Annotated in this window: 21 protein-coding genes and 1 riboswitch; of the genes, 7 read left to right on the top strand and 14 right to left on the bottom strand. The window is 72.3% G+C overall.

From position 1 onward, the window contains the following. Window positions 1–51 precede the first annotated feature (51 nt). Window positions 52–864, bottom strand: a complete 813-nt coding sequence (locus tag ACZ4NT_RS21375) for an inositol monophosphatase family protein (RefSeq protein WP_467726929.1) — start codon at window positions 862–864, stop codon at window positions 52–54. 8 nt (window positions 865–872) lie between these two features. Further along, window positions 873–2,000, bottom strand: coding sequence for a ferrochelatase (locus ACZ4NT_RS21380; protein ID WP_121406557.1), 1,128 nt, complete (start codon window positions 1,998–2,000; stop codon window positions 873–875). Window positions 2,001–2,127: 127 nt separating this feature from the next. Here ACZ4NT_RS21380 and ACZ4NT_RS21385 point away from each other — a divergent pair, with 127 nt between their 5' ends. After that, window positions 2,128–3,366 (top strand): MFS transporter, encoded by a 1,239-nt coding sequence (locus ACZ4NT_RS21385; RefSeq protein ID WP_121406556.1) that lies wholly within the window; start codon window positions 2,128–2,130, stop codon window positions 3,364–3,366. After that, window positions 3,326–4,645 carry a D-arabinono-1,4-lactone oxidase gene (locus ACZ4NT_RS21390; RefSeq protein ID WP_467726931.1) on the top strand — a complete coding sequence of 440 codons (1,320 nt, stop codon included), beginning with the start codon at window positions 3,326–3,328 and terminating at the stop codon, window positions 4,643–4,645. The genes ACZ4NT_RS21385 and ACZ4NT_RS21390 overlap by 41 nt, the downstream gene beginning before the upstream one ends. On the opposite strand, the gene ACZ4NT_RS21395 is transcribed toward ACZ4NT_RS21390, so the two are convergent. Continuing rightward, the gene (locus ACZ4NT_RS21395; protein WP_467726933.1) at window positions 4,569–5,369 is read right to left on the bottom strand and encodes a hypothetical protein; all 801 of its coding nucleotides are present in this window, start codon (window positions 5,367–5,369) and stop codon (window positions 4,569–4,571) included. The genes ACZ4NT_RS21390 and ACZ4NT_RS21395 overlap by 77 nt on opposite strands. Before the next feature lie 438 nt (window positions 5,370–5,807). On the opposite strand from ACZ4NT_RS21395, the gene sepH reads away from it, so the two are divergent. Beyond that, window positions 5,808–6,887 carry a septation protein SepH gene (gene sepH / locus ACZ4NT_RS21400; protein WP_467726935.1) on the top strand — a complete coding sequence of 360 codons (1,080 nt, stop codon included), beginning with the start codon at window positions 5,808–5,810 and terminating at the stop codon, window positions 6,885–6,887. Between the two features lie 107 nt (window positions 6,888–6,994). On the opposite strand, the gene ACZ4NT_RS21405 is transcribed toward sepH, so the two are convergent. After that, on the bottom strand, window positions 6,995–7,822 hold the full coding sequence (locus tag ACZ4NT_RS21405; protein WP_121406552.1) for a sulfurtransferase: 828 nt from the start codon (window positions 7,820–7,822) through the stop codon (window positions 6,995–6,997). 324 nt (window positions 7,823–8,146) lie between these two features. Here ACZ4NT_RS21405 and ACZ4NT_RS21410 point away from each other — a divergent pair, with 324 nt between their 5' ends. Continuing rightward, window positions 8,147–8,950 (top strand): VOC family protein, encoded by an 804-nt coding sequence (locus ACZ4NT_RS21410; RefSeq protein ID WP_121407526.1) that lies wholly within the window; start codon window positions 8,147–8,149, stop codon window positions 8,948–8,950. Between the two features lie 99 nt (window positions 8,951–9,049). On the opposite strand, the gene ACZ4NT_RS21415 is transcribed toward ACZ4NT_RS21410, so the two are convergent. The 4 genes from ACZ4NT_RS21415 to ACZ4NT_RS21430 all read right to left on the bottom strand — a co-directional run bounded on the left by ACZ4NT_RS21415 (window position 9,050) and on the right by ACZ4NT_RS21430 (window position 14,645). Then, a complete protein-coding gene (locus ACZ4NT_RS21415) occupies window positions 9,050–9,697 on the bottom strand; it encodes a thymidine kinase (protein WP_121406551.1) in 648 nt (215 codons plus the stop codon). A gap of 61 nt (window positions 9,698–9,758) precedes the next feature. After that, the gene (locus ACZ4NT_RS21420; protein WP_121406550.1) at window positions 9,759–10,946 is read right to left on the bottom strand and encodes an alkaline phosphatase family protein; all 1,188 of its coding nucleotides are present in this window, start codon (window positions 10,944–10,946) and stop codon (window positions 9,759–9,761) included. Next, the gene (locus ACZ4NT_RS21425; RefSeq protein ID WP_183117051.1) at window positions 10,946–11,533 is read right to left on the bottom strand and encodes a DUF5998 family protein; all 588 of its coding nucleotides are present in this window, start codon (window positions 11,531–11,533) and stop codon (window positions 10,946–10,948) included. The genes ACZ4NT_RS21420 and ACZ4NT_RS21425 overlap by 1 nt, the downstream gene beginning before the upstream one ends. Before the next feature lie 91 nt (window positions 11,534–11,624). Beyond that, window positions 11,625–14,645, bottom strand: a complete 3,021-nt coding sequence (locus ACZ4NT_RS21430; RefSeq protein WP_467726938.1) for a bifunctional acetate--CoA ligase family protein/GNAT family N-acetyltransferase — start codon at window positions 14,643–14,645, stop codon at window positions 11,625–11,627. Window positions 14,646–14,851: 206 nt separating this feature from the next. Here ACZ4NT_RS21430 and ACZ4NT_RS21435 point away from each other — a divergent pair, with 206 nt between their 5' ends. Then, the gene (locus ACZ4NT_RS21435; RefSeq protein WP_121406547.1) at window positions 14,852–15,133 is read left to right on the top strand and encodes an HPr family phosphocarrier protein; all 282 of its coding nucleotides are present in this window, start codon (window positions 14,852–14,854) and stop codon (window positions 15,131–15,133) included. Between the two features lie 228 nt (window positions 15,134–15,361). On the opposite strand, the gene ACZ4NT_RS21440 is transcribed toward ACZ4NT_RS21435, so the two are convergent. The 4 genes from ACZ4NT_RS21440 to ACZ4NT_RS21455 all read right to left on the bottom strand — a co-directional run bounded on the left by ACZ4NT_RS21440 (window position 15,362) and on the right by ACZ4NT_RS21455 (window position 20,179). Further along, on the bottom strand, window positions 15,362–16,066 hold the full coding sequence (locus ACZ4NT_RS21440; RefSeq protein ID WP_121406546.1) for a GntR family transcriptional regulator: 705 nt from the start codon (window positions 16,064–16,066) through the stop codon (window positions 15,362–15,364). Between the two features lie 185 nt (window positions 16,067–16,251). Beyond that, window positions 16,252–17,016 (bottom strand): M23 family metallopeptidase, encoded by a 765-nt coding sequence (locus ACZ4NT_RS21445; protein WP_467726940.1) that lies wholly within the window; start codon window positions 17,014–17,016, stop codon window positions 16,252–16,254. 12 nt (window positions 17,017–17,028) lie between these two features. Then, window positions 17,029–17,189, bottom strand: a riboswitch (cyclic di-AMP (ydaO/yuaA leader). Between the two features lie 246 nt (window positions 17,190–17,435). Further along, on the bottom strand, window positions 17,436–18,824 hold the full coding sequence (locus ACZ4NT_RS21450) for a M16 family metallopeptidase (protein ID WP_121406544.1): 1,389 nt from the start codon (window positions 18,822–18,824) through the stop codon (window positions 17,436–17,438). Beyond that, the gene (locus ACZ4NT_RS21455; protein WP_121406543.1) at window positions 18,821–20,179 is read right to left on the bottom strand and encodes a M16 family metallopeptidase; all 1,359 of its coding nucleotides are present in this window, start codon (window positions 20,177–20,179) and stop codon (window positions 18,821–18,823) included. Before ACZ4NT_RS21455 ends, ACZ4NT_RS21450 begins: the two co-directional genes overlap by 4 nt. Before the next feature lie 530 nt (window positions 20,180–20,709). Here ACZ4NT_RS21455 and ACZ4NT_RS21460 point away from each other — a divergent pair. Next, entirely contained in the window at window positions 20,710–23,166 is a 2,457-nt protein-coding gene (locus ACZ4NT_RS21460; protein WP_121406542.1) for a DNA topoisomerase IV subunit A, read from the top strand. A gap of 22 nt (window positions 23,167–23,188) precedes the next feature. Here the strand turns inward: ACZ4NT_RS21460 and ACZ4NT_RS21465 are convergent, their stop codons facing one another. Next, the gene (locus ACZ4NT_RS21465; protein WP_467726943.1) at window positions 23,189–24,445 is read right to left on the bottom strand and encodes a CobW family GTP-binding protein; all 1,257 of its coding nucleotides are present in this window, start codon (window positions 24,443–24,445) and stop codon (window positions 23,189–23,191) included. Window positions 24,446–24,762: 317 nt separating this feature from the next. On the opposite strand from ACZ4NT_RS21465, the gene ACZ4NT_RS21470 reads away from it, so the two are divergent. Beyond that, complete coding sequence (locus ACZ4NT_RS21470; protein WP_467726945.1) at window positions 24,763–25,290, top strand: DUF6082 family protein; 528 nt, start codon at window positions 24,763–24,765, stop codon at window positions 25,288–25,290. Between the two features lie 119 nt (window positions 25,291–25,409). Here ACZ4NT_RS21470 and ACZ4NT_RS21475 read toward each other — a convergent pair whose 3' ends face one another. Beyond that, window positions 25,410–26,354, bottom strand: a complete 945-nt coding sequence (locus ACZ4NT_RS21475) for a sucrase ferredoxin (RefSeq protein ID WP_467726947.1) — start codon at window positions 26,352–26,354, stop codon at window positions 25,410–25,412. Between the last annotated feature and the right edge of the window lie 128 nt (window positions 26,355–26,482).

Here is a 26,482-nt window from a genome sequence, read left to right on the forward strand (position 1 = left end):
CGGGTGCCGTTCGGATCGCCCGGGGTCCGCGGAGACCCGAACCGGCGCCCCCTAGTCGTGCCAGGCGCCGAGCTCTTCCAGGCGGGCCTGGAGGACCTCGAAGAGGCCGGGCGGGGCCGCGACGGTCAGCTCGGTCGAGAGGGGCTCCCCGGGGCGGCCGCCGGTCAGGGCGCCCGCCTCGCGGGCGATCAGGTCGCCGGCCGCGTAGTCCCAGGGGTTGAGCCCGCGCTCGTAGTAGGCGTCGAGGCGGCCCGTCGCCACGTCGCACAGGTCGATCGCGGCCGAGCCGCCCCGACGGATGTCCCGCACCTCGGGGACCAGCTCCCGCAGGACCTCCGCCTGCCGGGCCCGGCGGGCGGCGAGGTAGCCGAAGCCGGTGCCGACCAGGGCCTGGCCGACGGGCGGCGCGGGCCGGACCCGCGCGGGACGGTCGTTCACGAACGCGCCCCCGCCGAGCACCGCGCGGCAGGTCTCGCCCCGCACCGGCGCGTGCACGACGCCGACGAGGGTCTCGCCGTCCTTGCGGGCCGCGATGGAGACGGCCCAACTGGGCAGGTCGTACAGGTAGTTGACGGTGCCGTCGATCGGGTCGATCACCCACTGGACACCGCTGGTGCCCTCGACGCTGGCGCCCTCCTCGCCCAGCACGCCGTCGTCCGGCCTGCGGTCGGCGAGCAGGCCGGTGATCAGCTTCTCGGAGGCGATGTCCATCTCGGTGACCACGTCGACGGCGCTGGACTTGGTGGCGGCCACCCCGAGGTCGTGGGGGCGGCTGTCGCGCAGGAAGTGGCCGGCGCGGTGGGCGGCCTCCAGTGCGAGCTCCAGCAGTTCCGCCTTGAGACGGTCGTGCGCGGTGTCGGTCACGGTGTTCCTCACGCGTAGGGGCTGTCGGCGCCCGCGGCGGCGGGGCGGGGGGCGCGGGCCGGGCAGCAGCCCACGGGGCACAGCCGGTGACTCGCGCCCAGGGCGCCGAGGGCGCAGGGCGTCACCTGCCGGCCGCTCTCGGCGGCGGCGCGCTCCAGGACGAGGTCGCGGACGGCGGCGGCGAACCGCGGATCGGCGCCCACCGTCGCCGAGCGGCGGACCGGGAGGCCGAGCTCCCCGGCCTTGGCGGTGGCCTCCGTGTCGAGGTCGTACAGGACCTCCATGTGGTCCGAGACGAACCCGATGGGGGCCATCACGACGGCCGGGACCCCGGCGCCGTGCAGCTCCTCCAGGTGGTCGCAGATGTCCGGCTCGAGCCACGGGATGTGCGGGGCCCCGGAGCGCGACTGGTAGACGAGCCGCCAGGGGTGGTCGACGCCCGTCTGCTCGCGCACGGCGTCGGCGATCAGGCGCGCGACCTCCAGGTGCTGGCGGACGTAGGCACCGCCGTCGCCGTGGCCCTCGACGGGGCCCGAGGTGTCGGCGGCCGCGTCCGGGATGGAGTGCGTCGTGAAGGCGAGATGGGCGCCCCCGCGCACGTCCTCCGGCAGCTCGGCGAGGGACTTCAGGACACCGTCGACCATGGGGCGTACGAAGCCGGGGTGGTTGAAGTAGTGCCGCAGCTTGTCGATCCTCGGCACGTCCAGGCCTTCGGCCTCCAGGGCGGCCAGGGCGTCGGCCAGGTTCTCGCGGTACTGGCGGCAGCCCGAGTAGGAGGCGTACGCGCTGGTGGCCAGGACCAGGATGCGCCGGTGACCGTCGGTGACCATGTCACGCAGGGTGTCGGTCAGGTAGGGCGCCCAGTTGCGGTTGCCCCAGTACACCGGCAGGTCGAGTCCGTGCTCGGCGAAGTCCTTGCGGAGGGCCTCCAGCAGGGCACGGTTCTGCTCGTTGATCGGGCTGACCCCGCCGAACAGGAAGTAGTGCTGCCCCACCTCCTTGAGCCGTTCCTTGGGGATGCCCCGGCCGCGGGTCACGTTCTCCAGGAACGGGACCACGTCGTCCGGGCCCTCCGGGCCGCCGAACGAGAGCAGGAGCAGGGCGTCGTAGGGGGTGGCATCGAGCGCGTCTGGCATGTCTCGATCCTGCCACCCGCCTCCGACAGCGGGGATCCCGGCCCGCTTGCGCGCGTGCATTAGGGTTACCTAACCAGTAAGCTGTATCAGCCTTCTTCGCGCCTTACCGGATCCCCGGAGACCCTTCGTGCCCAGCCCCTACGTCGCCCTGTTCGCCGCCCCCGGCTCCAAGGGATTCTCCGCCGCGGGCTTCCTCGGCAGGATGCCGCTGTCGATGATGGGCATCGGCGTCGTCACGATGATCTCCCAGCTCACCGGCCGGTACGGACTCGCGGGCGCCCTGTCGGCGACCATGGCGCTGGCCGCCGCGGTGATGGGCCCTCAGGTCTCGCGCCTGGTCGACCGCCACGGGCAGCGCCGGATCCTGCGCCCGGTCACGCTGTTCGCGCTCGCCGCGGCGGCCGGACTGCTGTTCGCCGCGCACTACGCGTGGCCCGACTGGGTGCTGTTCGTGTGTTCGGCCGGCATCGGCTGCGTGCCGAGCATCGGCGCGATGATCCGGGCCCGCTGGGCGGCCCTCTACCGGGACACCCCGCAGCTGCACACCGCGTACTCCTTCGAGTCCGTGGTGGACGAGGTCTGCTTCATCTTCGGGCCGATCATCTCCATCGGCCTGTCGACCGCCTGGTTCCCGGAGGCAGGCCCGCTGCTGGCCGCGTGCTTCCTGGCGGCCGGAGTCTTCTGGCTGACGTCCCAGCGCGCCACCGAACCGGCGCCCCATCCGCACGAGCACCACTCCCGCGGCTCGGCGCTGCGCTCGGCCGGACTCCAGGTCCTGGTGGCCACCTTCGTGGCGACAGGGGCCATCTTCGGCGCGGTCGACGTGGTCACCGTGGCCTTCGCGGAGGAGCAGGGCCACAAGGGGGCCGCGAGCGTGGTCCTCGCGCTGTACGCGGCGGGTTCCTGCGTGGCGGGCGCCGTGTTCGGGCTGCTGCGCTTCTCGGGGGCGCCCGAACGCCGGTGGCTGCTGGGCATCTGTGCGATGGCCGTGAGTATGATCCCCCTCCTACTGGTCGGGAACCTGCTGTTTCTGGCCGTGGCGCTGTTCCTTGCGGGCCTGTCCATCGCACCCACGATGATCACGACGATGTCCCTCATCGAGCAGCACGTTCCACGCGCGAAACTGACCGAGGGCATGACCTGGGTGAGCACCGGACTCGCGGTCGGGGTCGCGCTCGGCTCCTCCGTGTCCGGCTGGGTGATCGACGCCGCCGGCGCGAAGGCCGGGTACGGGGTTCCGGCGGTGTCCGGAGCCGTCGCGGTCGCGGTGGGTTTCCTCGGGTATCGCCGGCTCAACAGGCCGGTTCCGCAGCGGGGAGGGACCCATGAGCAGCACAGCGAGCGGGAAGAGCGGAACGTGGCGTAACTGGGCCGGGAACGTCACCGCCCGCCCGGTCCGGGAGGTCGCTCCGGCGTCCGTCGAGGAACTGTCCGCGGCCGTGCGCGCGGCCGCCGCGGACGGGCTCCGCGTAAAGGCCGTCGGCACCGGGCACTCGTTCACCGCCGCCGCCGCGACCGACGGGGTGCTGGTGCGCCCCCATCTGCTGACGGGCATCCGCGCGATCGACCGCGAGGCCGGCACCGTCACCGTCGAGGCGGGGACCCCGCTCAAGCGCCTCAACATCGCTCTCGCGCGCGAGGGACTGTCCCTGACCAACATGGGCGACATCATGGAGCAGACGGTCTCCGGCGCGACCAGCACGGGCACCCACGGCACCGGCCGCGACTCCGCCTCGATCGCCGCCCAGATCAAGGGCCTCGAACTGGTCCTGGCGGACGGTTCGGTCCTCACCTGCTCCGAGAAGGAGAACCCCGAGGTCTTCGCCGCCGCCCGCATCGGTATCGGCGCCCTCGGGATCGTCACCGCGATCACCCTCTCCGTGGAGCCGGTCTTCCTGCTCACGGCGCGCGAGGAGCCGATGACCTTCGACCGGGTCACCGCGGACTTCGACGCGCTCTTCACCGAGAACGAGCACTTCGAGTTCTACTGGTTCCCGCACACCGGCAACTGCAACACCAAGCGCAACAACCGCAGTGCGGGACCCGAGAAGCCGGTGAGCCGGATCAGCGGCTGGATCGAGGACGAGTTCCTCTCCAACGGCGTCTTCCACGCGGTGAACCTGCTCGGCCGCGCCGTGCCCGCCACCATCCCGGCGGTCGCGAAGGTCTCCAGCCGCGCCCTGTCCGCGCGGACGTACACCGACATCCCCTACAAGGTCTTCACCTCCCCGCGCCGGGTGCGCTTCGTGGAGATGGAGTACGCCGTTCCGCGCGAGGCGCTGGTCGAGACGCTGCGGGAACTGAAGGCGATGGTCGACCGCTCGTCGCTGCGGGTCAGTTTCCCGGTGGAGGTGCGCACCGCCCCCGCGGACGACATCACGCTCTCCACGGCGTCCGGCCGGGAGAGCGCGTACATCGCCGTCCACATGTTCCGGGGCACTCCCTACCAGGCGTACTTCACCGCGGCCGAACGGATCTTCACGGCGCACGGGGGGCGGCCGCACTGGGGCAAGGTGCACACCCGGGACGCGGAGTACTTCGCCGAGGTCTACCCGCGCTTCGGCGAGTTCACCGCTCTGCGGGATCGGCTGGATCCGGATCGGCGCTTCGGGAACGACTACTTGCGTCGGGTGCTGGGGTCGTAGCCCCGGTGGACTGCGGGGCCGGCGTGGAGGCCGCGCCGCCGGGCTCCTCGTCGGTGCTGCCGGCGTCCGGGTCCGCGCTCCGGGTGGGATCGGGAGCGGGTGCCGGGGTCCGGCCCGACTCGCCGTCACCGCTCGGCGAGGGGGTCCCGCCGCCGGGGGCGGGGCCGTTCGTCGTGGTGGAGGGTGTCGGCGAGGGATCCGGAGAGGGCGTGCCGTCCGACGCGGGCGCCCTGTTGTGACCTGACAGAGCGTCACCCACCGTCGTGGCTCCGCCGCCGCTGAAGCTGTCGCCGGACACCAGCTCGTACGTGGTGATGCCGCCCATGGTGACGCCGAAGACGAGCGCAGCGGCGACCATGGGCCGCTTCCAGCTTCCGGCCCGGGCGCGGTAGACGGTTCCCGCGCCGAACTCGTGCGCCGGAAGCACCGGTTCCCCGGGCCGCGGCAGCCCGGCCCGCGTCTGCGGCACCGGTTTCGGCCGGCCCTGGACGGTCACGTCCCGTAGCTGCTCGCCGGTGCGCTTGAAGAAGTGCTGGAAGACCGTGCCCCCGCAGGTCGCGATCGCGCTCACCACCCCGGCGCCCAGGATCGTCCCGTAGACCCCGAAGTACGAGGCGAGTTTGGCCGCCACCACCGCGGCCACGGCACTCCCCGCGACCTGCGGGACACTCAGGTCCACCCGCTTTCCCCTCGGCCCCTCCGGGGCATCCGGCTTCTCACCCATTCCCGAACCTTGCCTGCCTTTCCCGTACTTGGTCGTCCAACTGCACGGGAAAAGGACGTATGGGCGAAACGAATGGTTCCGTTTCTGGTCGTTTCGTGAAGTGCGCCACGTTTGCGCGCACGAAGGGCACACTTCGGACGGCCAACTCCGCGCCTCCAGCAGAAGTTGAGCGGCGCGCCGATCCACGCAGGTGGCCCGAATGGAGTACTGTTGCGAGCCCTGGGTCCGGACTCCCGCCAGGGTGTCCGGGGCCTTGCAGGACCGCCGGGAGGGGGATCGTTGCACAGGGTGATGAGGTTCGTCACTTAGCGTTGCGAACAGGTAACCGTGCCATAACGGCGATCACGGGCCCGTGCCCGACACGCCGGGCAACTCGGCAAGGTTGTGGCAGGCTGCACCCGGGCAGGCCACACTCGACTAGCGGAAGCAGCGACGCACGTGACGTCGGCAGGCACCACCCGGGAGGTCCCCATGCCCGAACTGCGTGTCGTGGCCGTCTCCAATGACGGCACACGGCTGGTGCTGAAGGCTGCGGACAGCACGGAGTACACGCTTCCGATTGACGAACGGCTCCGCGCCGCCGTGCGCGGCGACCGTCCCCGCCTCGGCCAGATCGAGATCGAGGTGGAGAGCCATCTCCGCCCGCGAGACATCCAGGCGCGTATACGTGCAGGCGCCTCCGCCGAGGAGGTCGCACAGTTCGCCGGCATCCCCGTCGACCGTGTGCGCCGCTTCGAGGGACCTGTACTCGCCGAGCGCGCCTTCATGGCCGAGCGGGCCCGGAAGACTCCGGTCCGCCGCCCCGGCGAGAACGCCGGACCCCAGCTCGGCGAGGCCGTCCAGGAACGGCTGTTGATCCGCGGGGCCGAGAAGGACACCGTCCAGTGGGACTCCTGGCGTCGTGACGACGGCACTTGGGAAGTGCTGCTGGTCTACCGCGTCGCGGGTGAGCCGCACTCGGCGAGCTGGACGTACGACCCGCCCCGGCGGCTCGTACAGGCCGTCGACGACGAAGCACGCTCGCTGATCGGCGAGTCCGAGGACCTCGCGGCGCCCGAGCCCAGTTTCCCGTTCGTGCCGCGGATCGCCCGGCTGCCGCGCGACCGGCCGCTGGACCGCGCCCTGGACCGGCAGATGGAGCGGCCGAGCCTGCCCTCGGCCGAACCGGTCGAGGAGAGCGAGCGCGATTCGCTCACCAGCCTGCTGGAGGCGGTGCCCAGCTTCCGCGGCGACATGGTCGTGCCCGAACGCCCCTCCACCACCGAGCGTCCCGACACGGAGGAGCCCCCGGAGCCCGAGCCCGAGGTGGAGGAGCCGCCGGCTCCCGCGGCCTCGGCCGGCGCCGGATCGGCGTACGCGGACGTCCTCATGCCCCGGTCGGTCGGCAGCCACCGCGACCGGCTCGTCGGCTCCACCGACCGCCAGGCCGAGGCCGACGGAGTCCGGCCGGGCCGCCGGGCGGCCGTCCCGAGCTGGGACGAGATCGTCTTCGGCACGCGGCGCAAGAAGCAGGAGTAGTCCCGCGTACGTCGCGTCGCACCGTGGCGTACACAGGAGGAGAACCACGTGGAAGGGGCCGCGCCCGGCTGGGGCGCGGCCCCTTGCTCTTCCCCCGGGACCCCGCGTTACCGGGGGTCGGGGCCGACCGCCACGGGGCGGGCCGCGTCCCGGGACCACTCCGACCACGAGCCGACGTAGAGAGCCGCCGGAATGCCCGCGATCGCGAGCGCGAGGACCTGCTGGGCGGCCGACACCCCGGAACCGCAGTACACGCCGACCTCCGTCCCGTCCGTCGCCCCCAGGGACGTGAAGCGCTCGGCTAGTTCCTCGGCGGGCAGGAAGCGTCCGCTTTCGGCCAGATTCTCGGAGGTGGGCGCCGAGACCGCTCCGGGGATGTGGCCCGCGACGGGATCGATCGGCTCGACCTCGCCGCGGTAGCGCTCGGCGGCCCGTGCGTCGAGGAGCAGTCCCGTGCGGGCGAGCGCGGCGGCACCGTCCGCGTCCAGCAACGGCAGCCCTCCGGGCGCGGGCACGAAGTCCCCGGGCGCCGGCTCCGGCACCTCGGAGGTCACCGGTCCGCTCCAGGCGGCGAGGCCGCCGTCAAGCACACGCACCGACGCATGCCCCGTCCAGCGCAACAGCCACCAGGCGCGTGCGGCGGCCCAGCCGAGGCCGCCGTCGTACACCACGACCTCGCGGTCCGCGCGGACCCCGGCGGCCCGCATCGCCGCGCCGAACACCGCCGTGTCCGGCAGCGGATGGCGGCCCCCGGCACCCGCCGGACCTGCGAGCTCGGATTCCAGGTCGACGAAAACGGCTCCCGGCAGATGCGCCTTCTCGTACTCGGGCCGCAGGCTCGGACTGCCCAGCTGGTAACGGACGTCGAGGAGCACCGGCGGGTTCGGGCCGGTCAACTCGGCGGCGAGTTCGGAGGCGGAGATGATGGCGTTCATGGCCACCATCCTCGCGCACGGGGTGGCCGCGTCGTCCAGGTCCGGCTACTCTGCTCCGCCGGACAGCCCCGATCACGAGGCGTATGGGATCGAGCACATGCTGTACAGCTGATGGTCACCGGTCGACCATGTCGCGGAAACGGATGAGTGCCCGCATATCGGGCATCCTCTCGCGGTAGTACGGCGCCCGGCGGCGCGGCCGGAGCGCTCGGCGCGACCGGTGGTGCCAACATCGGCACGGGGCGTGCATGCACCTGGCTGACGTACGCGCATGCACTGGCGGAAGTCGACCGGCCACCGCAAGGGGCCGAGAAGAGAGTGACGATGACCGAGGCATGGGGGTCGGCCGGCCTGAACGGCACCACGCACGCTCGGCGCACGCCCGGCACGCCCTGCTGGGTGAGCCTGATGGTGCACGGGACGGCCGCGACCCAGGACTTCTACGGAGCGCTGTTCGGCTGGGAGTTCCAGCCGGGACCCCAGCAGCTCGGCCCGTACGCGCGGGCGCTCCTGGACGGCCGCGAGGTGGCCGGGATCGGTCAGCTGCCGCCCGACCGGGAACTGCCCGTCGCCTGGACTCCCTACTTCGCCTCGGACGACGTGAACCTGACGGCGGAGACGGTGCGGCACTCCGGCGGCACCGTCGGGGTCGGTCCCCTGGACGCGGCGGACGCCGGCCGGATGGCCATCGCGTCCGATCCGACGGGAGCCGTCTTCGGCGTCTGGCAGGCGGCGGCCCATCTGGGCACCGGCATCACCGGGGTGCCGGGGACGCCCGCCTGGAACGAGCTGCTGACCCGCGACTCGGCGAGCGTCGCCAAGTTCTACCAGGGTGTCTTCGGCTTCGAGCTGGAGCCAGTCGTCTCCGCCGACTTCGACTACGTCACGCTCCACCTCGAAGGCCGCCCGGTGGCCGGCATCCACGGAGTGGGGCGGGCGCTGCCCCGCGACCGGGGTGCGCACTGGTTGACGTACTTCGAGGTGGCCGACACCGAGGAGGCCGTCGTGCGGGTCGTCGAGCTGGGCGGTCAGGTGCTCAAGCCGCCGCACGACTCGGCCCACGGCCGCCTGGCCACGGTGGCGGACCTGGAGGGCGCGGTGTTCTCGGTGCTCCACACGGCGTCCTGAGCAGACCCGGCCCCGACGGGCCCGGCGGGCGCGCCGCCGCGACCGGTGTCGTGCGGCGGCGGGCGGCGCCGGATCAGGTGTCGTGCGGCGGGACCGGTGTCAGGCGGAGCCGATGGGCAGGACGTCCGGGGAGAGGGCGCTCGCGCGGGCGGTCGCCGCCGTCATGCGGCGCCGGTGATGGCGGCGGCACAGGACCTCGTAGCCGACCGCGTCGGACTGGTTGACGTCGCCGACCACCACCTGGGCGCCCTCCACGACCATCTCGCCGCCTATCGTGCGGGCGTTGTGCGTGGCGCGGGCGCCGCACCAGCACAGGGCCTCCACCTGGAGGACCTCGACCCGGTCGGCCAGTTCGACAAGGCGCTGCGAGCCCGGGAAGAGCTTGGAGCGGAAGTCCGTGGTGATGCCGAAGGCGAAGACGTCGACGGCGAGGTCGTCCACGATGCGGGCCAGCTGGTCGATCTGGTCCGGTGCCAGGAACTGCGCCTCGTCCGCGATCACGTAGTCCGCGCGGCCGCCCTGCGAGAGATGGTCGACCACATACGCGTACACGTCCTGGTCGGCCGCCACCTCCACGGCGTCCGTGACCAGGCCGAGCCGGGAGGAGAGCTTGCCCTCCCCGGCGCGGTCGTCACGCGTGAAGATCAGGCCCTGCAGTCCCCGTGCGGAGCGGTTGTGCTCGATCTGGAGAGCCAGTGTCGACTTCCCGCAGTCCATGGTTCCGGAGAAGAACACCAGCTCGGGCATGGCGGGTTGAGCACCTTTCGGCGGAAGGGCGGGGGTACGGGGGCGGGGATCGGCGGACGACTCAGGAGCGTACTTGGAGGAGCGGGACCAGTTGTTCGACGGGGGTCATCGAACCGTGGTTGCCGACCATGGCCGACTCCTTCGGCTCGCGCTCGGAGGCGATGAGCAGGACGTCGTCCCGGGCCGCCGCGACCACGTCGCCGATCCGCCCGTACACCCGCTCGTCGATGTGCGGGCCGAACCAGCCCGCCGCGATGGCCTCGTCGCGGGAGGCCACCCAGAACTGCTCGCCGAGCACCTCGCGCCAGCAGGTCAGGACGTCCGCCTCGGCGCCCCGCACCGCGTAGACGTGGCGGGCGCGGCCCTCGCCGCCCAGCAGGGCGACCCCGGCGCTCAGCTCCCAGTCCTCGTCGAAGTCGATGCGGTGCTGCTCGTCGAAGGGGATGTCGATCATGCCGTGGTCCGCGGTGACGTACAGGGCCGTGCGCGGCGGGAGCTGTTCCGCGAGGCGCTGGACCAGCCGGTCGACGTACATCAGCTGGCCGCGCCAGGGGTCGGAGTCGATGCCGAAGCGGTGGCCCTTGCCGTCGACCTCGGCGTAGTACGTGTAGACCAGGGAGCGGTCGCCCGCGGCCAGTTGCTCGGCCGCGAAGTCCATGCGCTCCTCGCCGGTCAGCCGGCCGTGGAACGTGCCGCCGCTGAGCGCGACCCTGGTCAGCGGTGTGTTCTGGAAGCCGGGCGAGGAGACCTGGGCCGTGTGCACGCCCGCCGCGTCCGCCAGCTGGAAGACCGTGGGGTACGGCTGCCAGACGCCCGGCTCCGTCCACGGGTTCCAGCGGAGCTGGTTCATGAGCGCGCCGGTGTCCGGGTTGCGCACGGTGTAGCCGGGCAGACCGTGTGCGCCGGGCGGCAGGCCCGTGCCGACCGAGGCGAGCGAGGTCGCGGTGGTGGCCGGGTAGCCGGCGGTGATCGGACGGCCCGTGTTTCCCCGGGAGGACGCCAGCAGCGACGTCATGAAGGGGGCCTCGTCCGGGTGCGCCTTGAGCTGCTCCCAGCCGAGGCCGTCGATCAGGAAGACGCAGTTGCGGTCGGCCGGCGCCAGCTCCGGTATGGCGGCGGTCGCACCGGGGACCTCCATGCCCGCGGCGAGCGTGGGCAGCAGGTCGGCCAGCGAACCGGAGCCGTACTCGGGGACGGGCGCCGAGTCGAGGGCGAGCGGTTCCGGGTGGTCCCAGGCGGGCAGAGCCATCAGCGCGTGATGTCCGCGGTCGCCTCGGAGAGGGACTGCGCGAAGGCGAGGGCCTGGCGCACCGTCTCCGGGCCGTCCCCGGCCTCGCTGACGCGCAGGCTGAGGTCGTCCGCCGTGGAGCTGCCCGTGTAGCCGTGGTCGGCCTCGCAGTTGGGGTCGCCGCAGGCCGCCGGTTCCAGGTCGATCCGGGAGACCGCGCCCCAGCCGATGGTCAGGACGACCTCGCGGGGCAGCGTGCCCGGTGCGTAGGACTCCGGATTCGCGACGACGCGGCTGACCACGACCGACGAGATCCGGCTGAGCTTCACGGACTCCGTCGACGTCGTGGCGTACGGGGTCGGCGAGGTGGTGTCGGCCGCCTGCTCGTCGGTGTGGCTCACGATGAAGCGGTTGGCGGTGAGGACCAGCACCGTGACGTGCCGGCGGACCTCGTTCGCGTCGAAGGTCGTCTCCTGGTGGACCAGGAACGACCTGACGGCGTCGCCGCCGACGGCGGCTTCCACCGCCTCGGCCACGAGAGCCGGGTAGTAGCCGCTGCGCTCGATCGCCGCTCGCAGCCCCTGGGTCGTCGTACTGGTCTTGGCCATGACGTCCATCCTACGGGGGTGCACCGGCTGCGAGGCACCGCTCGCGGGTGTCGGTCCGGCGCGGGGCCGCGTGAGCGGCGGCGGGGCGCGCTCAGACGACGGGGAGTGTGCGCGGGCCGAGGTCGTCCCGGGCGGGCGGCCGGGCGAGCCGGACGGTGGCGCCCAGGACGCTCAGTCCGCGCGGTGCGACGACCACCGGCTCCAGGGAGACCGCGACGACCTCCGGGTGGTCGTCGACCAGCCGCGACAGGCGCAGCATCAGCTCTTCGAGGGCGGCGGTGTCGACCGGGTCCGAGCCGCGCCAGCCGAACAGGAGCGGCGCCGTCCGGATGGACCGCACCAGCGAGGTCGCCTCCCGATCGGTGACCGGGATCAGCCGGTGCGCCGTGTCACCGAGCAGCTGGGAGGCGGCCCCGGCGAGCCCGAAGGACAGGACGGCTCCGGCCGCCGGGTCGATGACGGCCCGGACGACCGTGTCGACTCCGCGGGGCGCCATGGCCTGGACGACCGGCCGCAGCTCCTCCGGCGTGCCGAACAACTCCGTCAACTCGGTGTACGCCCGGCGCAGTTGCTCCTCGTCCGCCAGGTCCAGCCGGACGCCGCCCAGGTCGGCGCGGTGGCGCAGGTGCGGGGCGGTGGTCTTGAGGGCCACCGGGTAGCCGAGGGTGCGGGCCGCCTCGGACGCGTCGTCGGGCGTGGGGGCCGGCAGCGCCCTGCGGACCGTGATCCCGTACCGCCCGAGCAGCGCGCAGGTGTCGTCAGCGCCGAGCGTGAGCCCCTCGCTGTCGGCGAGCAGCCGGTCGATCAGCTCGGCCGCCCCCTTCTCGTCGATGTCGTCGTACTCGGGCACCTTGCCGGGCTCGGCGGCGTCGCGGCGCCACTGCGCGTATTTCACGGCTTCGGCGAGGGCGCGGACGGCCCGCTCGGCGGCGGGGTAGGCCGGGATGAGCCGGGGACTCGGGCCGACGGCATCCGCGCCGGCCCCGCGCTCGGCCGGGCGCGCGGTCTCGCCGTGCCCGGCCTGGGCGGAGGGCGCGGCGGGCGGCCCTGATCCGCCGGCCGCCCGGGCGGTGCCCTGGGAGGGAGCGGCCTGGGCGGTGCCCTGGGAGGCAGCGGGCTCGGCCGTGCCCTGGGAGGCAGCGGCCTGGGCGGGGCCCTGGGAGGCAGCGGGCTCGGCCGTGCCCTGGGGGGCGGCCTGGGGGGCGGTGCTCGCCGCGGCGGACAGCGCCTCCGCGAGTCCGCCCAGCTCGACGTGGACGACGAGCACCGGCTTGGCCGGAGCCGCCGAGGCGGCGGAGCGCAGTGCCTCCGCGAGGGCCTCGTCGGCCGCCGACGTCTCCCCCACCGCCGGAATGGCGGTCACCACCACGGCGTCGCAGGAGTCGTCGGCCAGCGCGCGGGCCAGCGCGTCGTGGAAGTCGTCCGCCGAGGCCGCGGTCGTCAGGTCCTGCGGCGGCAGCGGGCGGAGCCCCTGGGCGAGGCACGCGTCGTAGGTGAGGAGCCCGAGCGACTCCGAGTTCCCGAGGATCGCCACCCGGGGGCCGAGCGGGAGCGGCTGGCGGGCCAGCAGGAGTCCCGCGTCGACGAGCTCGGTGATCGTGTCCACGCGGATCACGCCGGCCTGGCGCAGCAGCGCGGAGACGGTCGCGTGCGGCAGCCGGGTGGCCCGTACCGCATGCCCCTGGGGGGCCGCTCCGCCGTGCCGCGCGCCCTGGACCACGACGAGCGGCTTCGCCGCCGCGGTCCGCCGGGCGAGCCGGGTGAACTTGCGCGGGTTGCCGATGGATTCGAGGTACATCAGGGCGACGTCGGTGTCCGGGTCGTCGTACCAGTACTGGAGCACGTCGTTGCCGGAGACGTCCGCGCGGTTGCCGGACGAGACGAAGGTCGACACGCCGGTGACACCCGTGACGCCGCCGCCGCGCCGGTGCAGCCGGGACAGCAGCGCGATGCCGATCGCTCCGGACTGGGCGAACAGGCCGATCCGTCCGGCGCGCGGCATCTCCGGCGCGAGCGAGGCGTTGAGCCGCACCTCGGGCGAGGTGTTGATGACCCCGAAGGCATTGGGTCCGATGATCCGCATGCCGTACGTACGCGCCTGGCGGACCAGCTCGCGCTGGCGTTCGCGGCCTTCGTGGCCGCTCTCGGCGTAGCCCGCGGAGACGACGACGAGTCCCTGTACGCCGTGCTCGCCGCACTCGGCGACGACCTCGGGCACGTCGTCCGCGGGGACGGCGACGACCGCGAGGTCGACGGGCTCGGCGATGTCGCGGACGGAGCGGTGGGCCGGGACCCCGGCCAGCTCCTTCTCGTCGAGCGCCCTGTTCACGGCGTACAGGCGGCCCGTGTAACCGGCGTCGCGGAGGTTGTCGAGGACGCTGCGGCCCACTCCGCCGGGTGTGCGGCCCGCGCCGATGACGGCCACCGAGCCGGGGGCGAGCAGCCGCTGCACGGACCGGGCTTCGGCCCGCTGCTCCCGGGCCCACTGCACGGCGCGCGAGCGGTCCGTGGGCTCCAGGCCGAACTCCAGCCGGACGACGCCGTCCTCGAAGCTCCGCTTCTGCCGGTAGCCGGCGTCGGTGAACACCTTGATCATCTTGCTGTTGGCCGGCAGCACCTCGGCGGCGAAACGGCGGATGCCGCGCTCCCGGGCCACCGCGGCGATGTGTTCGAGCAGGGCCGAGGCGACCCCGCGCCCCTGGTGGGCGTCCTGCACGAGGAACGCGACCTCGGCCTCGTCGGCGACGGACGGCGGGGGCGCGTCCCGCCCGTCGCCCGCGGGCGCCGGGTGGGAGTTGGCGGGCAGGCCGTCGGGGGTGATGCGGTCGTAGCGCACGGTGGCGATGAACTCGCCGCCCACTGTGGCCGCGAGGCCGACCCGGTCCACGAAGTCGTGGTGGGTGAAGCGGCGGACGTCCTTGGCGGAGAGCCGCGGGTAGGGCGCGAAGAAGCGGTAGTACTTCGACTCGTCCGAAACCTGCTCGTAGAAGCTGACCAGCCGCTCGGCGTCGTCGACGGTGATGGGCCGGATGCGCGCGGTGCCGCCGTCGCGCAGCACCACGTCGGCCTCCCAGTGGGCGGGGTACTCGTGCCGGTCCGACGAGGTCTGCATGGGCCCCAGCGTACGGCTCGCGTCGGACAACGTCGCGGGGCAGGCTGGGGGGGCTCGACACCCCCCGAGGGCATGTCCGGCGGCTGCTTCGGGGACAACCTGGTGGCGGAGTCCGCCCGGGTCCGGCCCACGGTCCGCCCCGGGCACGCTCCACCGTATGGGACACTGGTCTAGACAACCCTGAAACACTCGAAGGGCAGCATCACATGGCTGAGCGCCGCGTCAACGTCGGCTGGGCCGAGGGCCTCCACGCCCGCCCCGCCTCCATCTTCGTCCGGGCGGCCACGGCCTCCGGCGTCCCCGTGACGATCGCCAAGGCCGACGGCAACCCCGTCAACGCCGCGTCGATGCTCGCGGTCCTCGGCCTGGGCGCCCAGGGCGGCGAGGAGATCGTCCTCGCCTCCGACGCGGAGGGCGCGGACGCGGCCCTCGACCGTCTGGCCAAGCTGGTCGCCGAGGGCCTCGACGAGCTTCCCGAGACCGTCTGACGCCTTCGGACACCTCGCGTGCGGCGGAGCCGCGTCGACCCCGACCGGTCGACGCGGCTCCGCCGTTTTGCGCCTCGCTCCGCGCCTCGGGGGCATTTCCCGTACGCCGCCCGCACACCTCGTCACGGGCATACGAAAAAGGCACGCCCAGGAATTCCGGGCGCGCGAGAAAAGCGGCAGCGGAAATAGACCTCCGCCGGATATCCCTCTTTGTATACGGCGTTCGTGTTAATGCCGCAGGCTCGACATGTTTACGGGATGTTGCGAAGTCCTCACACGGTCGCGGCGGTCCGCCAGGTCTCCCCCACCGGGAAAGCGGAAGCGGTGCGCGGAGCCGGCGCGCTCGGTGTGCAGCGCGGTGATCGCGCGCGCCCGTTCACTGTCCCCGCGTGCGACGGCGTCCACGATGCCGCCGTGCTCGGCCCACGAGTCCGCGGGGTCGGCGGGTGCCTCGACCGCGTACATCCAGGCGATCTTGTGCCGCAGCTGGGCCAGCGTCGAGGTCAGCGCCGGGCTCCCGGAGGCCTGCGCGAGCGTCTCGTGGAACCAGCCCCCCAGTGAGCGCAGATCCTCGCTGTGCCCCCTCCTGGCCCGCTCCTGGCCCAGCCTGACCAGGCCCCGCAGCACCTTGAGGTGGGCCTCGGTGCGCCGCTGCGCGGCCCGCGCGGCCCCCAGGGGCTCCAGCAGCATCCGCATCTCCAGGAGGTCCGTGGCCTCCTGCTCGGTGGGCTCCGCCACGCACGCGCCCGCGTGCCGCCGGGTGACGACGAACCCCTCGGCCTCCAGGGTGCGCAGGGCCTCCCGCACGGGGACCCGCGAGACGCCGTAGCGGCGGGCGAGGAGTTCCTCGGTCAGTCGGCTGCCGCGCTCGTAGACACCCGCGACGATGTCATCACGGATCGCCGTGCACACCGAGTGCGCCGGAATGCGCATGAGCGGACCTCCGCCTTAATCCTCGCGAAACGCGGTCGATTGACACCTGTTCAGTGACTCTATTGCAGCGGGACGGAATTTCCGATGGCGGACCGGAATCCAGGGATATTTTTTGGACAGACGCCCGTTCGAAACGACGAAGACCCCGGCTCGTCGAGCCGGGGTCTTCGGAAGTCGTACGCGGGTCAGAGGCTGACGCCGTGCGAGCGGAGGTAGGAGACGGGGTCGATGTCCGAGCCGTACTCGGCCGTCGTACGGGCCTCGAAGTGGAGGTGGGGCCCGGTGGTGTTGCCGGTGGAACCGGAGAGGGCTATCTGCTGGCCCGGCGTGACGGTCTGCCCCTGGGTGACGCTGATGGACGACAGGTGGCCGTACATGGTGTACGTCCCGTCGAGCATCTTGATGACGACCTGGTTGCCGTAGGCGCCGCCCCAGCCGGTCGTCACGACGGTGCCGGAACCGACGGCGTGGACCACGGTGCCGGAGGCGGCGTGGAAGTCCACGCCGGTGTGGCTGCCGGAGGACCAGAGGCTGCCGCCGGTCTTGTAGCCGGTGGAGACGTAGGAGCCGGAGATCGGCGAGACGAACGTGTTGAGGCGCTTGCGCTCGGCGGCGCGGGCGGCACGGACCTTCGCCTCGCGCTCCTTCTTGGCCTCGGCCACGGCCCGCTTCCTCGCGGCCTCCTCGGCCTTCTTCAGCGCCGCCGCCTCTTCGGCGGCGTGCTGCTGGGCGGCGGCCTGCGCGTCGATCTGCTCGGCGACCGTGTCGCCGATGGTGACGGCCTGGGTGAATCCGGTCTGCTGGACCGAGGCCTCCGCTGCGAACGCGGGGGCGGCCAGGGTTCCGATGACACCGGTGGTGGTGAGCGCCGCCACGCCTGCCGCACTCTTGGTCGTGCGCGTGATCCGGCTGGGACGACGATGCTTCCCGGTGGCACGGGTGAACGCCATGTAGGGGCTGTTCCTTTCCTTCCCTCTCGCCTACCGGGTTAGCTGACGGGTTCGGAGCAGGAAGGTCTCCTACGGGCCCCCTTGCGGGAAGGGCGCCCGATTCACCCCAGGGACTGCGATGGGTCCCCGGCTCCCCTGGCTCGCGCCGTACGGGGACTCGGCGATGACTGCCCGGTGCCGCGGGCGCGGCGCACTGCCTGACGAACAGCCGGATTGACGCTAAGGGGGGCGTCTTTCGATCGACAAACGGATCGGGGTTTTTGTAGTGCACGCCACAGGGCAGAAGGGCCGCCTCCTAGCAATACGGACATAACGCGGACGAACTCGGGTAAGCGCGCGCGGAATCCCCGATGGACGGCGGGCAAACGCAGGGACCCCGGCGACTCATCGGTCACCGGGGTCCCTGCGTCCACGCGGCTCTACTCGGCCCGTACGACGCTCACTTCACCGATCCCGAGGGCCCGCACGGGCTCGGCGATCTGCGCGGCGTCGCCGACCAGGACGGTCACCAGACGGTCGACCGGGAAGGCGTTCACGACGGCCGCCGTGGCCTCCACGGTGCCGGTCGCGGCGAGCTGCTGATACAGCGTCGCCTGGTAGTCGTCCGGCAGATGCTGCTCGACCTGGTCCGCGAGGGTGCTCGCGACCGCGGCCGCCGTCTCGAACTTGAGCGGGGCGACCCCCACCAGGTTCTGCACGGCGACGTCGCGCTCGGCGTCCGTCAGCCCCTCCGCGGCGAGGGTGCGCAGCACCTTCCAGAGGTCGTCGAGAGCCGGGCCGGTGTTGGGCGTGTCGACCGATCCGCTGATGGCGAGCATCGCGGCGCCCGAGCCGTCCGGAGCCGAGCGCAGCACCTGGCCGAACGACCGCACCCCGTAGGTGTATCCCTTCTCCTCGCGCAGGACGCGGTCCAGACGCGAGGTGAGGGTGCCGCCGAGGCAGTAGGTGCCGAGCACCTGGGCGGGCCACACGCGGTCGTGCCGGTCGGCTCCGACGCGTCCGATGAGCAGCTGCGTCTGGACGGCTCCGGGGCGGTCCACGACGACGACCCGGCCCGTGTCGTCGGCGGTCACCGGCGGCACCGGGCGCGGCTCGGCGGTCGAGCCGGTCCAGGTGCCGAGCGTGTCGGCGAGCAGCGCGTCCAGGTCGAGGTCGGTGAGGTCGCCGACCACCACGGCGGTGCCGGTCGCGGGGCGGACGTGCTTCTCGTAGAAGGCGCGTACGGCCGCCGCGTCGATCTTCTGGACCGTCGCCTCGGTGCCCTGGCGCGGGCGCGACATGCGCGAGTCGGCCGGGAACAGCTCCTTGGAGAGCTCCTTGGCGGCACGGCGGGCCGGGTTGGCGGTCTCGTGCGGGATCTCGTCCAGCCGGTTGCGCACCAGGCGCTCGATCTCGCTGTCCGCGAAGGCCGGTGCCCGCAGCGCGTCGGCGAGCAGGCCGAGCGCCTTCGGCAGCCGGGAGACCGGGACTTCGAGCGAGACGCGCACGCCCGGGTGGTCGGCGTGCGAGTCGAGGGTGGCGCCGCAGCGCTCCAGCTCGGCGGCGAACTCCTCGGCCGAGTGCTTGTCCGTGCCCTCGGAGAAGGCGCGGGACATGATCGTGGCGACACCATCGAGGCCCGCGGGCTCGGCCTCCAGGGGCGCGTCGACGAGCACCTCGACAGCCACCACCTGCTGGCCGGGGCGGTGGCAGCGCAGCACCGTCAGGCCGTTGTCGAGCGTGCCGCGCTCGGGTGCCGGGAACGCCCAGGGCCGGGCCTCGCCGGCCTGCGGCTGGGGGTGGAACTCCATGGTCGCGAGCTCGGTCACTTGGCCGACTCCTCGTCCTCGTCGGTGGCTTCGGCAGCCTGCGCCTCTTCGGCGGCGACGGGCTCGTAGACGAGCACCGCGCGGTTGTCGGGGCGCAGCCGGGCCTTGGCGACCTCCTGCACCTCCTCGGGGGTGACGGCCAGGACCCGCTGCACGGCGGTCAGGGCCAGCTGCGGGTCGCCGAACAGGACGGCGTACCGGCACAGTTCGTCCGCGCGGCCGGCGACGGTGCTCAGCCGGTCCAGCCACTCGCGCTCCAACTGGGCCTGGGCGCGCTCCATCTCCTCGGTGGTGGGGCCCTCCTCGGCGAACCGGGCGAGCTCCTCGTCGACGGCGGCCTCGATGACCGGGACCTCGACGTCGCCCGACGTCTTCACGTCGAGCCAGCCCAGGGACGGTGCCCCGGCGAGTCGCAGCAGGCCGAACCCGGCCGCCACGGCGGTGCGGTCGCGGCGCACGAGCCGGTTGTACAGGCGGGACGACTCGCCCCCGCCGAGGACGGTGAGCGCCAGGTCGGCCGCGTCGCACGCGCGTGTGCCGTCCTCCGGGAGCCGGTAGGCGGCCATCAGCGCGCGGGCCGGGACCTCCTCCTCGACGACCTCGCGCAGTTGCTCGCCGATGACGTCCGGCAGGGAGCCGTCACGCGGGGCGGGCTTCCCGTCGTGCCCGGCGATGGATCCGAAGTACTTCTCGATCCAGACGAGGGTCTGCTCCGGGTCGATGTCCCCGACGACCGACAGGACGGCGTTGTTGGGCGCGTAGTAGGTGCGGAAGAACGCGCGGGCGTCCTCCAGGGTGGCCGCGTCCAGGTCCGCCATCGACCCGATCGGGGTGTGGTGGTACGGGTGGCCCTCCGGGTAGGCGAGGGCGGTCAGCTTCTCGAAGGCGGTGCCGTAGGGCACGTTGTCGTAGCGCTGCCGGCGTTCGTTCTTGACGACGTCCCGCTGGTTCTCCATGGACTCCTCGTCGAGCGCCGCGAGGAGCGAGCCCATGCGGTCGGCCTCCAGCCAGAGGGCGAGCTCCAGCTGGTGGGCGGGCATGGTCTCGAAGTAGTTGGTGCGCTCGAAGCTCGTCGTGCCGTTCAGCGAGCCGCCCGCGCCCTGTACGAGCTCGAAGTGGCCGTTGCCCTTCACCTGGCCCGAGCCCTGGAACATCAGGTGCTCGAAGAGGTGGGCGAGGCCGGTACGTCCCTTGACCTCGTGGCGCGAGCCGACGTCGTACCAGAGGCACACCGCCGCGACCGGGGTCAGGTGGTCCTCGGAGAGCACCACGCGCAGGCCGTTGGCCAGGCGGTGCTCGGTCGCTGTCAGGCCGCCGGAGCCTGCCTCAGCTGTGGCCGTGTGACCCATGGGCATGTACGTCCCTTCGATGGCGAAACTGCGGAATTCCAGTCGGTCCTGCCACTGTATGCAAGCGCGCAGACGCCTGGCGAAGTTCCCGCACCTCCTACGCCCACAGCGAGACTTCCGTGTCCGGCGGCCGGACTGCTGTGCGACGCGGACGGGCCGGGTGCGCCGCGCGAAGGGGGCCTGACCTCGCGAGGGGCGGGCGGGTCGCCTGCGAGGGAGGGACGGGGCGCCTCCGAGGGCGGACCGTCGCTTCCCTGGCGGCCGACCGGCCGCTTCCGGGGAGGCGGCGGCTTGCCTCCGAAGCGGTCGGCGGGTCGCTGCCGAAGCGGGCGCCGGGTCCCTGCTGACGCGGCCCGCGGACGGCTCGCCGGCGGTCGGGCGGGGGCCCGGAGGCGGGCTCGCAGGGCCCTCCGGGAGCGGGCCGCGGGTCCGGCCGGGAACGGTTAAGGACGGGTCGTGGTCCGCGTTGTCGGTGGGGCGGTCCACAATGGTGCGCGTCAGATCCCGTTCATGTTGGTGAAGGAGCCGCAGCAGCGATGGCCCGCCGCAGCACGAAGACCCCGCCGCCCGACGACTTCGAGGAGAGGATCCTCGACATCGACGTCGTCGACGAGATGCAGGGCTCCTTCCTCGAGTACGCGTACTCGGTCATCTACTCCCGGGCCCTGCCGGACGCGCGTGACGGCCTCAAGCCCGTGCACCGCCGCATCGTCTACCAGATGAACGAGATGGGCCTGCGCCCCGACCGCGGGTACGTGAAGTGCGCCCGCGTCGTCGGCGAGGTCATGGGTAAGCTCCACCCGCACGGCGACGCGTCGATCTACGACGCGCTGGTGCGGCTGGCGCAGCCCTTCTCCATGCGGCTCCCCCTGGTCGACGGCCACGGCAACTTCGGCTCCCTGGGCAACGACGACCCGCCCGCCGCCATGCGGTACACCGAGTGCCGGATGGCCGACGCGACGTCCCTGATGACGGAGTCGATCGACGAGAACACCGTCGATTTCGCCCCGAACTACGACGGGCAGGAGCAGGAGCCGGGCGTCCTCCCGGCGGCCTACCCGAACCTCCTGGTCAACGGCGCCTCGGGCATCGCCGTCGGCATGGCGACCAACATGCCGCCGCACAACCTCGGCGAGGTCATCGCGGCCGCCCGCCACCTGATCCGCCACCCGGGCGCCGACCTGGACACGCTGATGAAGCACGTCCCGGGCCCCGACCTGCCCACCGGCGGACGCATCGTCGGCCTCTCCGGCATCCGGGACGCGTACGAGACGGGCCGCGGCACCTTCAAGATCCGCGCCACGGTGGCCGTGGAGAACGTGACCGCGCGCCGCAAGGGCCTCGTCGTCACCGAACTCCCCTTCACCGTGGGCCCGGAGAAGGTGATCGCCAAGATCAAGGACCTGGTCGGCGCGAAGAAGCTGCAGGGCATCGCCGACGTCAAGGACCTCACCGACCGTGCGCACGGCCTGCGCCTGGTCATCGAGATCAAGAACGGCTTCGTGCCCGAGGCCGTCCTCGAACAGCTCTACAAGCTGACGCCGATGGAGGAGTCCTTCGGCATCAACAACGTGGCGCTGGTCGACGGCCAGCCCCTCACCCTGGGCCTCAAGGAACTGCTAGAGGTCTACCTCGACCACCGCTTCGACGTCGTACGCCGCCGCAGCGAGTTCCGCCGCACCAAGAAGCGCGACCGCCTGCACCTCGTCGACGGACTGCTGATCGCCCTGATCGACATCGACGAGGTCATCCGGCTGATCCGCTCCAGCGACAACTCCGCCCAGGCCAAGGAGCGCCTGATCGGGCGGTTCTCGCTCAGCGACATCCAGACGCAGTACATCCTGGACACCCCGCTGCGACGGCTCACCAAGTTCGACCGCATCGAGCTGGAGACCGAGCGCGATCGGCTCAACGGCGAGATCGACGAACTGACCGGCATCCTGGAATCGGACGCCGAGCTGCGCAAGCTGGTCTCCGGCGAACTGGCCACGGTGGCCAAGAAGTTCGGCACCGACCGGCGCACGGTGCTGCTGGCGTCCGCCGGCTCCCCCGCCGCCACGGTTCCGCTCCAGGTCGCGGACGATCCCTGCCGGGTCCTGCTGTCCTCCACGGGTCTGCTCGCCCGCACGGCGAACAGCGACCCCTTCGGGGAGGACGCGGACGGCAGGCGGACCAAGCACGACGTGATCGTGTCCGCGGTCCCGGCGACGGCCCGCGGCGAGATCGGCGCGGTCACCTCCTCCGGCCGCCTGCTCCGCCTGAACGTCATCGACCTCCCGCAGCTGCCGGACTCGGCCTCGGCGCCCAACCTCTCCGGAGGCGCGCCCATCTCGGAGTTCCTGCCGTCCCTGGAGTCGGACGAGACGGTGGTCTGCCTGATGACGCTCGACGAGTCGTCGCCGGGCCTCGCGATCGGCACGGCGCAGGGCGTCGTCAAGCGCGTGGTCCCCGACTACCCGTCGAACAAGGGCGAACTGGAGGTCATCACGCTCAAGGAGGGCGACCGCATCGTCGGCGCCGTCGAGCTGCGCACCGGTGACGAGGACCTGGTCTTCATCACGGACGACGCCCAACTGCTGCGCTATCAGGCCGCCCACGTCCGCCCGCAGGGCCGACCCGCGGGTGGCATGACGGGCATCAAGCTCACCGACGGCGCCAAGGTGATCTCGTTCACGGCGGTCGACCCGGCGGCGGACGCGGTCGTCTTCACGGTGGCGGGCTCGCGCGGCACCCTGGACGACTCGGTCCAGACGACCGCCAAGCTGACCCCCTTCGACCAGTATCCGCGCAAGGGCCGCGCCACGGGCGGCGTGCGCTGCCAGCGCTTCCTGAAGGGCGAGGACTGCCTGTCGCTGGCCTGGGCCGGACCCGCGCCCGCACGTGCGGCGCAGAAGACCGGCATGCCGGCCGAGCTGCCCGAGATGGACCCGCGCCGCGACGGCTCGGGCGTGTCCCTGGCGAAGACGGTGGCGGTGGTGGCCGGACCGGTGTAGCCCCGACCGGTGCGGCTCCGGGTCACTCCTCGGGACCGCGCTCCTGTACGTAGCGGAGGACGCCCCACATGCTGTGCTCGTCGGCGTGCGGGGCGTCCTCCTTGCATGCCTCCAGTTCCTTGCCGAGGGCGCGGGTGTCGATGCCGGACCCGATGAGCACGAGCTGGGTCAGCCGCTCCCCGGCGCCGGACCAGGACTCCGGGTAGAAGCGCAGGAACCGCCCCACGGCGTGTACCGCGTACCGGTTGTGCGGATCGGCGGCGCCGAAGTCCACGTACCCCTTGATCCGGTACAGCCCCTCGGGCCTGCTGTCGAGGAAGTCCATCAGACGGCGGGGCCCGAGCGGGACCTCGGAGGTGAAGGACAGCGACTCGTAGGCGGAGTGCAGATGACCTCCGTGGTGGTCGCCCTCCCCCTCTCCGTGCCCGTCCTCGTGGAGATCGTCGAACGACAGCTGCCCGATGCGCTCCTCGGTCGGCCGGCAGTCGAAGAGGAACTCGGGATCGATGCGGCCGAAGGCGGCCGGGACGACGGCGGCGGAGCCGGCCAGGTCCCGGACGACCCGGAGGACGCGCTCGACGGGGTCGGAGACGCCTTCGGGGATGTCGTTGGCCTCGCGGAGGCGGGTCCTGTCGTCGTGGCTGCTCGCGCCGTACGTGTCGGCGAGAGGATTGTCGCCGTGCGGGCTCCCGGTGTCAGGACGCCTGCCGTCGCCCTTGCCGCCACTGCCGGCGCCGCCGCTGCCGTCGGAGGGCGGTCCGGCCTGCTGCCGCACCCCGGCCCGGTCGAGCTTGTTCACGACGACGAGGTCGGCGAGGGCGAGGTGCCGCTCGATCTCGGGGTGCCGGGCGCGGGTGGCATCGAACTCGGCGGCGTCGACGACCTCGACGAGCCCGCCGTAGACCACCCGCGGATTCTCGCTGGCCAGCACCATCCGCACGAGCTCCTGCGGTTCGGCGAGCCCACTCGCCTCGATGACGATGACGTCGATACCGGCCGAGGGCCGGGCGAGCCGCTCCAGATAGTCGTCGAGCTCGCTGGAGTCGACGGCGCAGCAGAGACATCCCTTCCCGAGGGCGACGGTGGAGTCGCCCAGCGCTCCGGCCACGGCCATGGCGTCGATCTCGATCGCCCCGAAGTCGTTGACGATCGCGCCGATACGGCTGCCTCCGCTGTGGTGCAGCAGATGGTTGAGCAAGGTGGTCTTGCCGGAACCCAGGAAGCCGGCGAGCACGACGACCGGGATCTGCGGGCTCGACCCACTCGACTGACTCAACATGCGCCCTCTCTGAACCTGAGCGTGCACCGGCTCGTGGACCGGCTTGTGTGCGCGAAACGAATGCCGATCCAGGATACGAGTGGGAGGAATCGCCGCGAAGTGAACGATTGTTAGCAGCGCTCGCGGGGCACACGTTGGGCATGGCGCCGGGAAACGCAACCCGCACATCCCTCCGTGCGCCTCCTCTCCGCCTCCCTGCCGATCAGAGCCGCTCGGCAAAACTGGGAGACGGCAAGCGCCGCCCATCGCTCGCCGGTCCGCTCCCTGTCGCCCCACACCCGACGACCGGCGGACGGTCGCCTGATTCGGGGGTTGACATGGCCACACAGAGTTCCGGGATACGGAGGCTTGGTTCCGCCACCAGGACGAAGCTTGCGTTCGCCGCGCATGCCGTCGCGGAGCGAAGCTCACGGCAGCGCAGGCGCGCCGTCCTCGCCGAGCAGCACCGGCTCCACTTCGACCTGCTGTGCAAGGCCATGGCGGATCCGGCCCTCGCCGCTGTCCTGGACACCTACGAGAACGCCATTCCCGCCGAGAAGCAGCGCCAGTACCTGTTTGCGAACGCCCTCTACGTCAACGCCCTGTATTTCCACCGCATCGGAGCGCTCAACCTGCCCGAGTTGTACGGGCACCTGAGGGTGATGTGCCGCAATCACATCTTCCGCGAGTACTGGGCGGCGACGCGTCACCACCGGGAGAGCCTGCCCAGCTCCTCCAAGGAGGCCGAACTCGGAAAGATGATGGACGAGTTGGTCCAGAACATGGACGACCTGGTCCAGGTCGAGGAACAGGACGACGGAGACCTCGACGTCTGGTGGGTCATCGGACAACCGCCGGAGGAGTGACCCGCCACCGGCGACAGCTCCACGGGAGCGCGACAGCCGAGCGCCCGTCGGCCCCGAGCCGAACGCCGGACTCCGGACGGACCGCCGAACCGGCCGCGCCGCAAGCGGAGCCGGCGGGATCAGTGCAGGACGGGCAGATCCGTCCGCTGCAGTTCGCGCACGGTCACGACGTCCATGCGGGCCGGGGACCCGAGGGCCGAACCGCAGCTCTCCTGACGGGGCGGCTCGGACGCGCCCATGGCGATGACGACCCGCCACAGACGTCCGTCGACGTGGGCGACGGTCACCTCCCAGCGCGGTGCGGCTCCGTCCGTCCGGATGACGGTCAGGGCGTCCGCGGCGTGTTCACCGGTCGCTCCGCGCACCGCCAGCTCGGCCGCCTGGGCCGGGCGCTCCCATGCGGAACTGCCCCGGCACCCTTCGGTGACGACGCGTCCTTCCCGTACGCCCTGGAGGACCTCCTTGACGTGGTGGGCTCCGGCCCGTCCGTACGCGTATCCGAACGGCAGGACGAGCAGCGTCGGCGAGAAGCGGTGGCCGCCGAGATGGGTGACCTCCCAGGCGCCGTCGACCCCCGACGCGGCGAGCTCTGCGGCGAGCGGGCGGCCGAGGACGGCACAGCAGCGGTCGCGCTTGCCGTTGGTGCAGACGAGCGCGAGCGGACCGGCGGTGTGCGGGCCGCCCCGCAGAGCGGAGTCGAAGGTGTGGTGCTCTCCCCTGCCGAGCGCGGTGAAGTCGAGGTCGAGCAGGCGTTCCGGATCCGACACCGAGGCTTCGTGCAGCCACGTTTTCCCGGGGACCGTGTGAGCCGCGTACACCTGGCGCTCGGCAGGCGTGCCGCAGTCGGCGTGGCGGCCGGGACGGCGGATGAGCGCGATGCGTACGCCGGTGCCGTCGGCCGCTGCTTCGAGCGCACGGCCGAGCGCGGGGTCCAGGTGGCTCGAGGTGAGCGCCTTGGCACCCCAGGGTCCCGGCTGCTCCAGCAGCAGCCAGGTCTTCGCGGTGGCCGCGGTGCCCGCGAGGGGCTCGTCGAGCTCCCGGGACGCGGTGGTGCACGTACTCACAGAGGTGAGCCTAACCTGACTTCCTTCGAATGGCTTCGGGCGGCGCGAAAAGGAGCGCATAGACGTCATACCCGGCGCACGCATTCCTACCCGGCGCACAAAGGGCGTGGGATGTACGCCCGTGCCTC

The organism is Streptomyces sp. NPDC026417, assembly GCF_055567695.1.

What these genes read in the sequence shown, in the direction of transcription:
- ACZ4NT_RS21470 (WP_467726945.1), top strand. Translation starts at nt 24,763, where the DNA reads ATGGCCACACAGAGTTCCGGGATACGGAGGCTTGGTTCCGCCACCAGG.
- ACZ4NT_RS21405 (WP_121406552.1), bottom strand. Translation starts at nt 7,822, where the DNA reads ATGAACGCCATCATCTCCGCCTCCGAACTCGCCGCCGAGTTGACCGGC.
- ACZ4NT_RS21430 (WP_467726938.1), bottom strand. Translation starts at nt 14,645, where the DNA reads ATGCAGACCTCGTCGGACCGGCACGAGTACCCCGCCCACTGGGAGGCC.
- ACZ4NT_RS21415 (WP_121406551.1), bottom strand. Translation starts at nt 9,697, where the DNA reads ATGCCCGAGCTGGTGTTCTTCTCCGGAACCATGGACTGCGGGAAGTCG.
- ACZ4NT_RS21410 (WP_121407526.1), top strand. Translation starts at nt 8,147, where the DNA reads ATGACCGAGGCATGGGGGTCGGCCGGCCTGAACGGCACCACGCACGCT.
- ACZ4NT_RS21420 (WP_121406550.1), bottom strand. Translation starts at nt 10,946, where the DNA reads ATGGCTCTGCCCGCCTGGGACCACCCGGAACCGCTCGCCCTCGACTCG.
- ACZ4NT_RS21390 (WP_467726931.1), top strand. Translation starts at nt 3,326, where the DNA reads ATGAGCAGCACAGCGAGCGGGAAGAGCGGAACGTGGCGTAACTGGGCC.
- ACZ4NT_RS21465 (WP_467726943.1), bottom strand. Translation starts at nt 24,445, where the DNA reads ATGTTGAGTCAGTCGAGTGGGTCGAGCCCGCAGATCCCGGTCGTCGTG.
- ACZ4NT_RS21440 (WP_121406546.1), bottom strand. Translation starts at nt 16,066, where the DNA reads ATGCGCATTCCGGCGCACTCGGTGTGCACGGCGATCCGTGATGACATC.
- ACZ4NT_RS21425 (WP_183117051.1), bottom strand. Translation starts at nt 11,533, where the DNA reads ATGGCCAAGACCAGTACGACGACCCAGGGGCTGCGAGCGGCGATCGAG.
- ACZ4NT_RS21380 (WP_121406557.1), bottom strand. Translation starts at nt 2,000, where the DNA reads ATGCCAGACGCGCTCGATGCCACCCCCTACGACGCCCTGCTCCTGCTC.
- ACZ4NT_RS21445 (WP_467726940.1), bottom strand. Translation starts at nt 17,016, where the DNA reads ATGGCGTTCACCCGTGCCACCGGGAAGCATCGTCGTCCCAGCCGGATC.
- ACZ4NT_RS21435 (WP_121406547.1), top strand. Translation starts at nt 14,852, where the DNA reads ATGGCTGAGCGCCGCGTCAACGTCGGCTGGGCCGAGGGCCTCCACGCC.
- ACZ4NT_RS21460 (WP_121406542.1), top strand. Translation starts at nt 20,710, where the DNA reads ATGGCCCGCCGCAGCACGAAGACCCCGCCGCCCGACGACTTCGAGGAG.
- ACZ4NT_RS21455 (WP_121406543.1), bottom strand. Translation starts at nt 20,179, where the DNA reads ATGCCCATGGGTCACACGGCCACAGCTGAGGCAGGCTCCGGCGGCCTG.
- ACZ4NT_RS21395 (WP_467726933.1), bottom strand. Translation starts at nt 5,369, where the DNA reads ATGGGTGAGAAGCCGGATGCCCCGGAGGGGCCGAGGGGAAAGCGGGTG.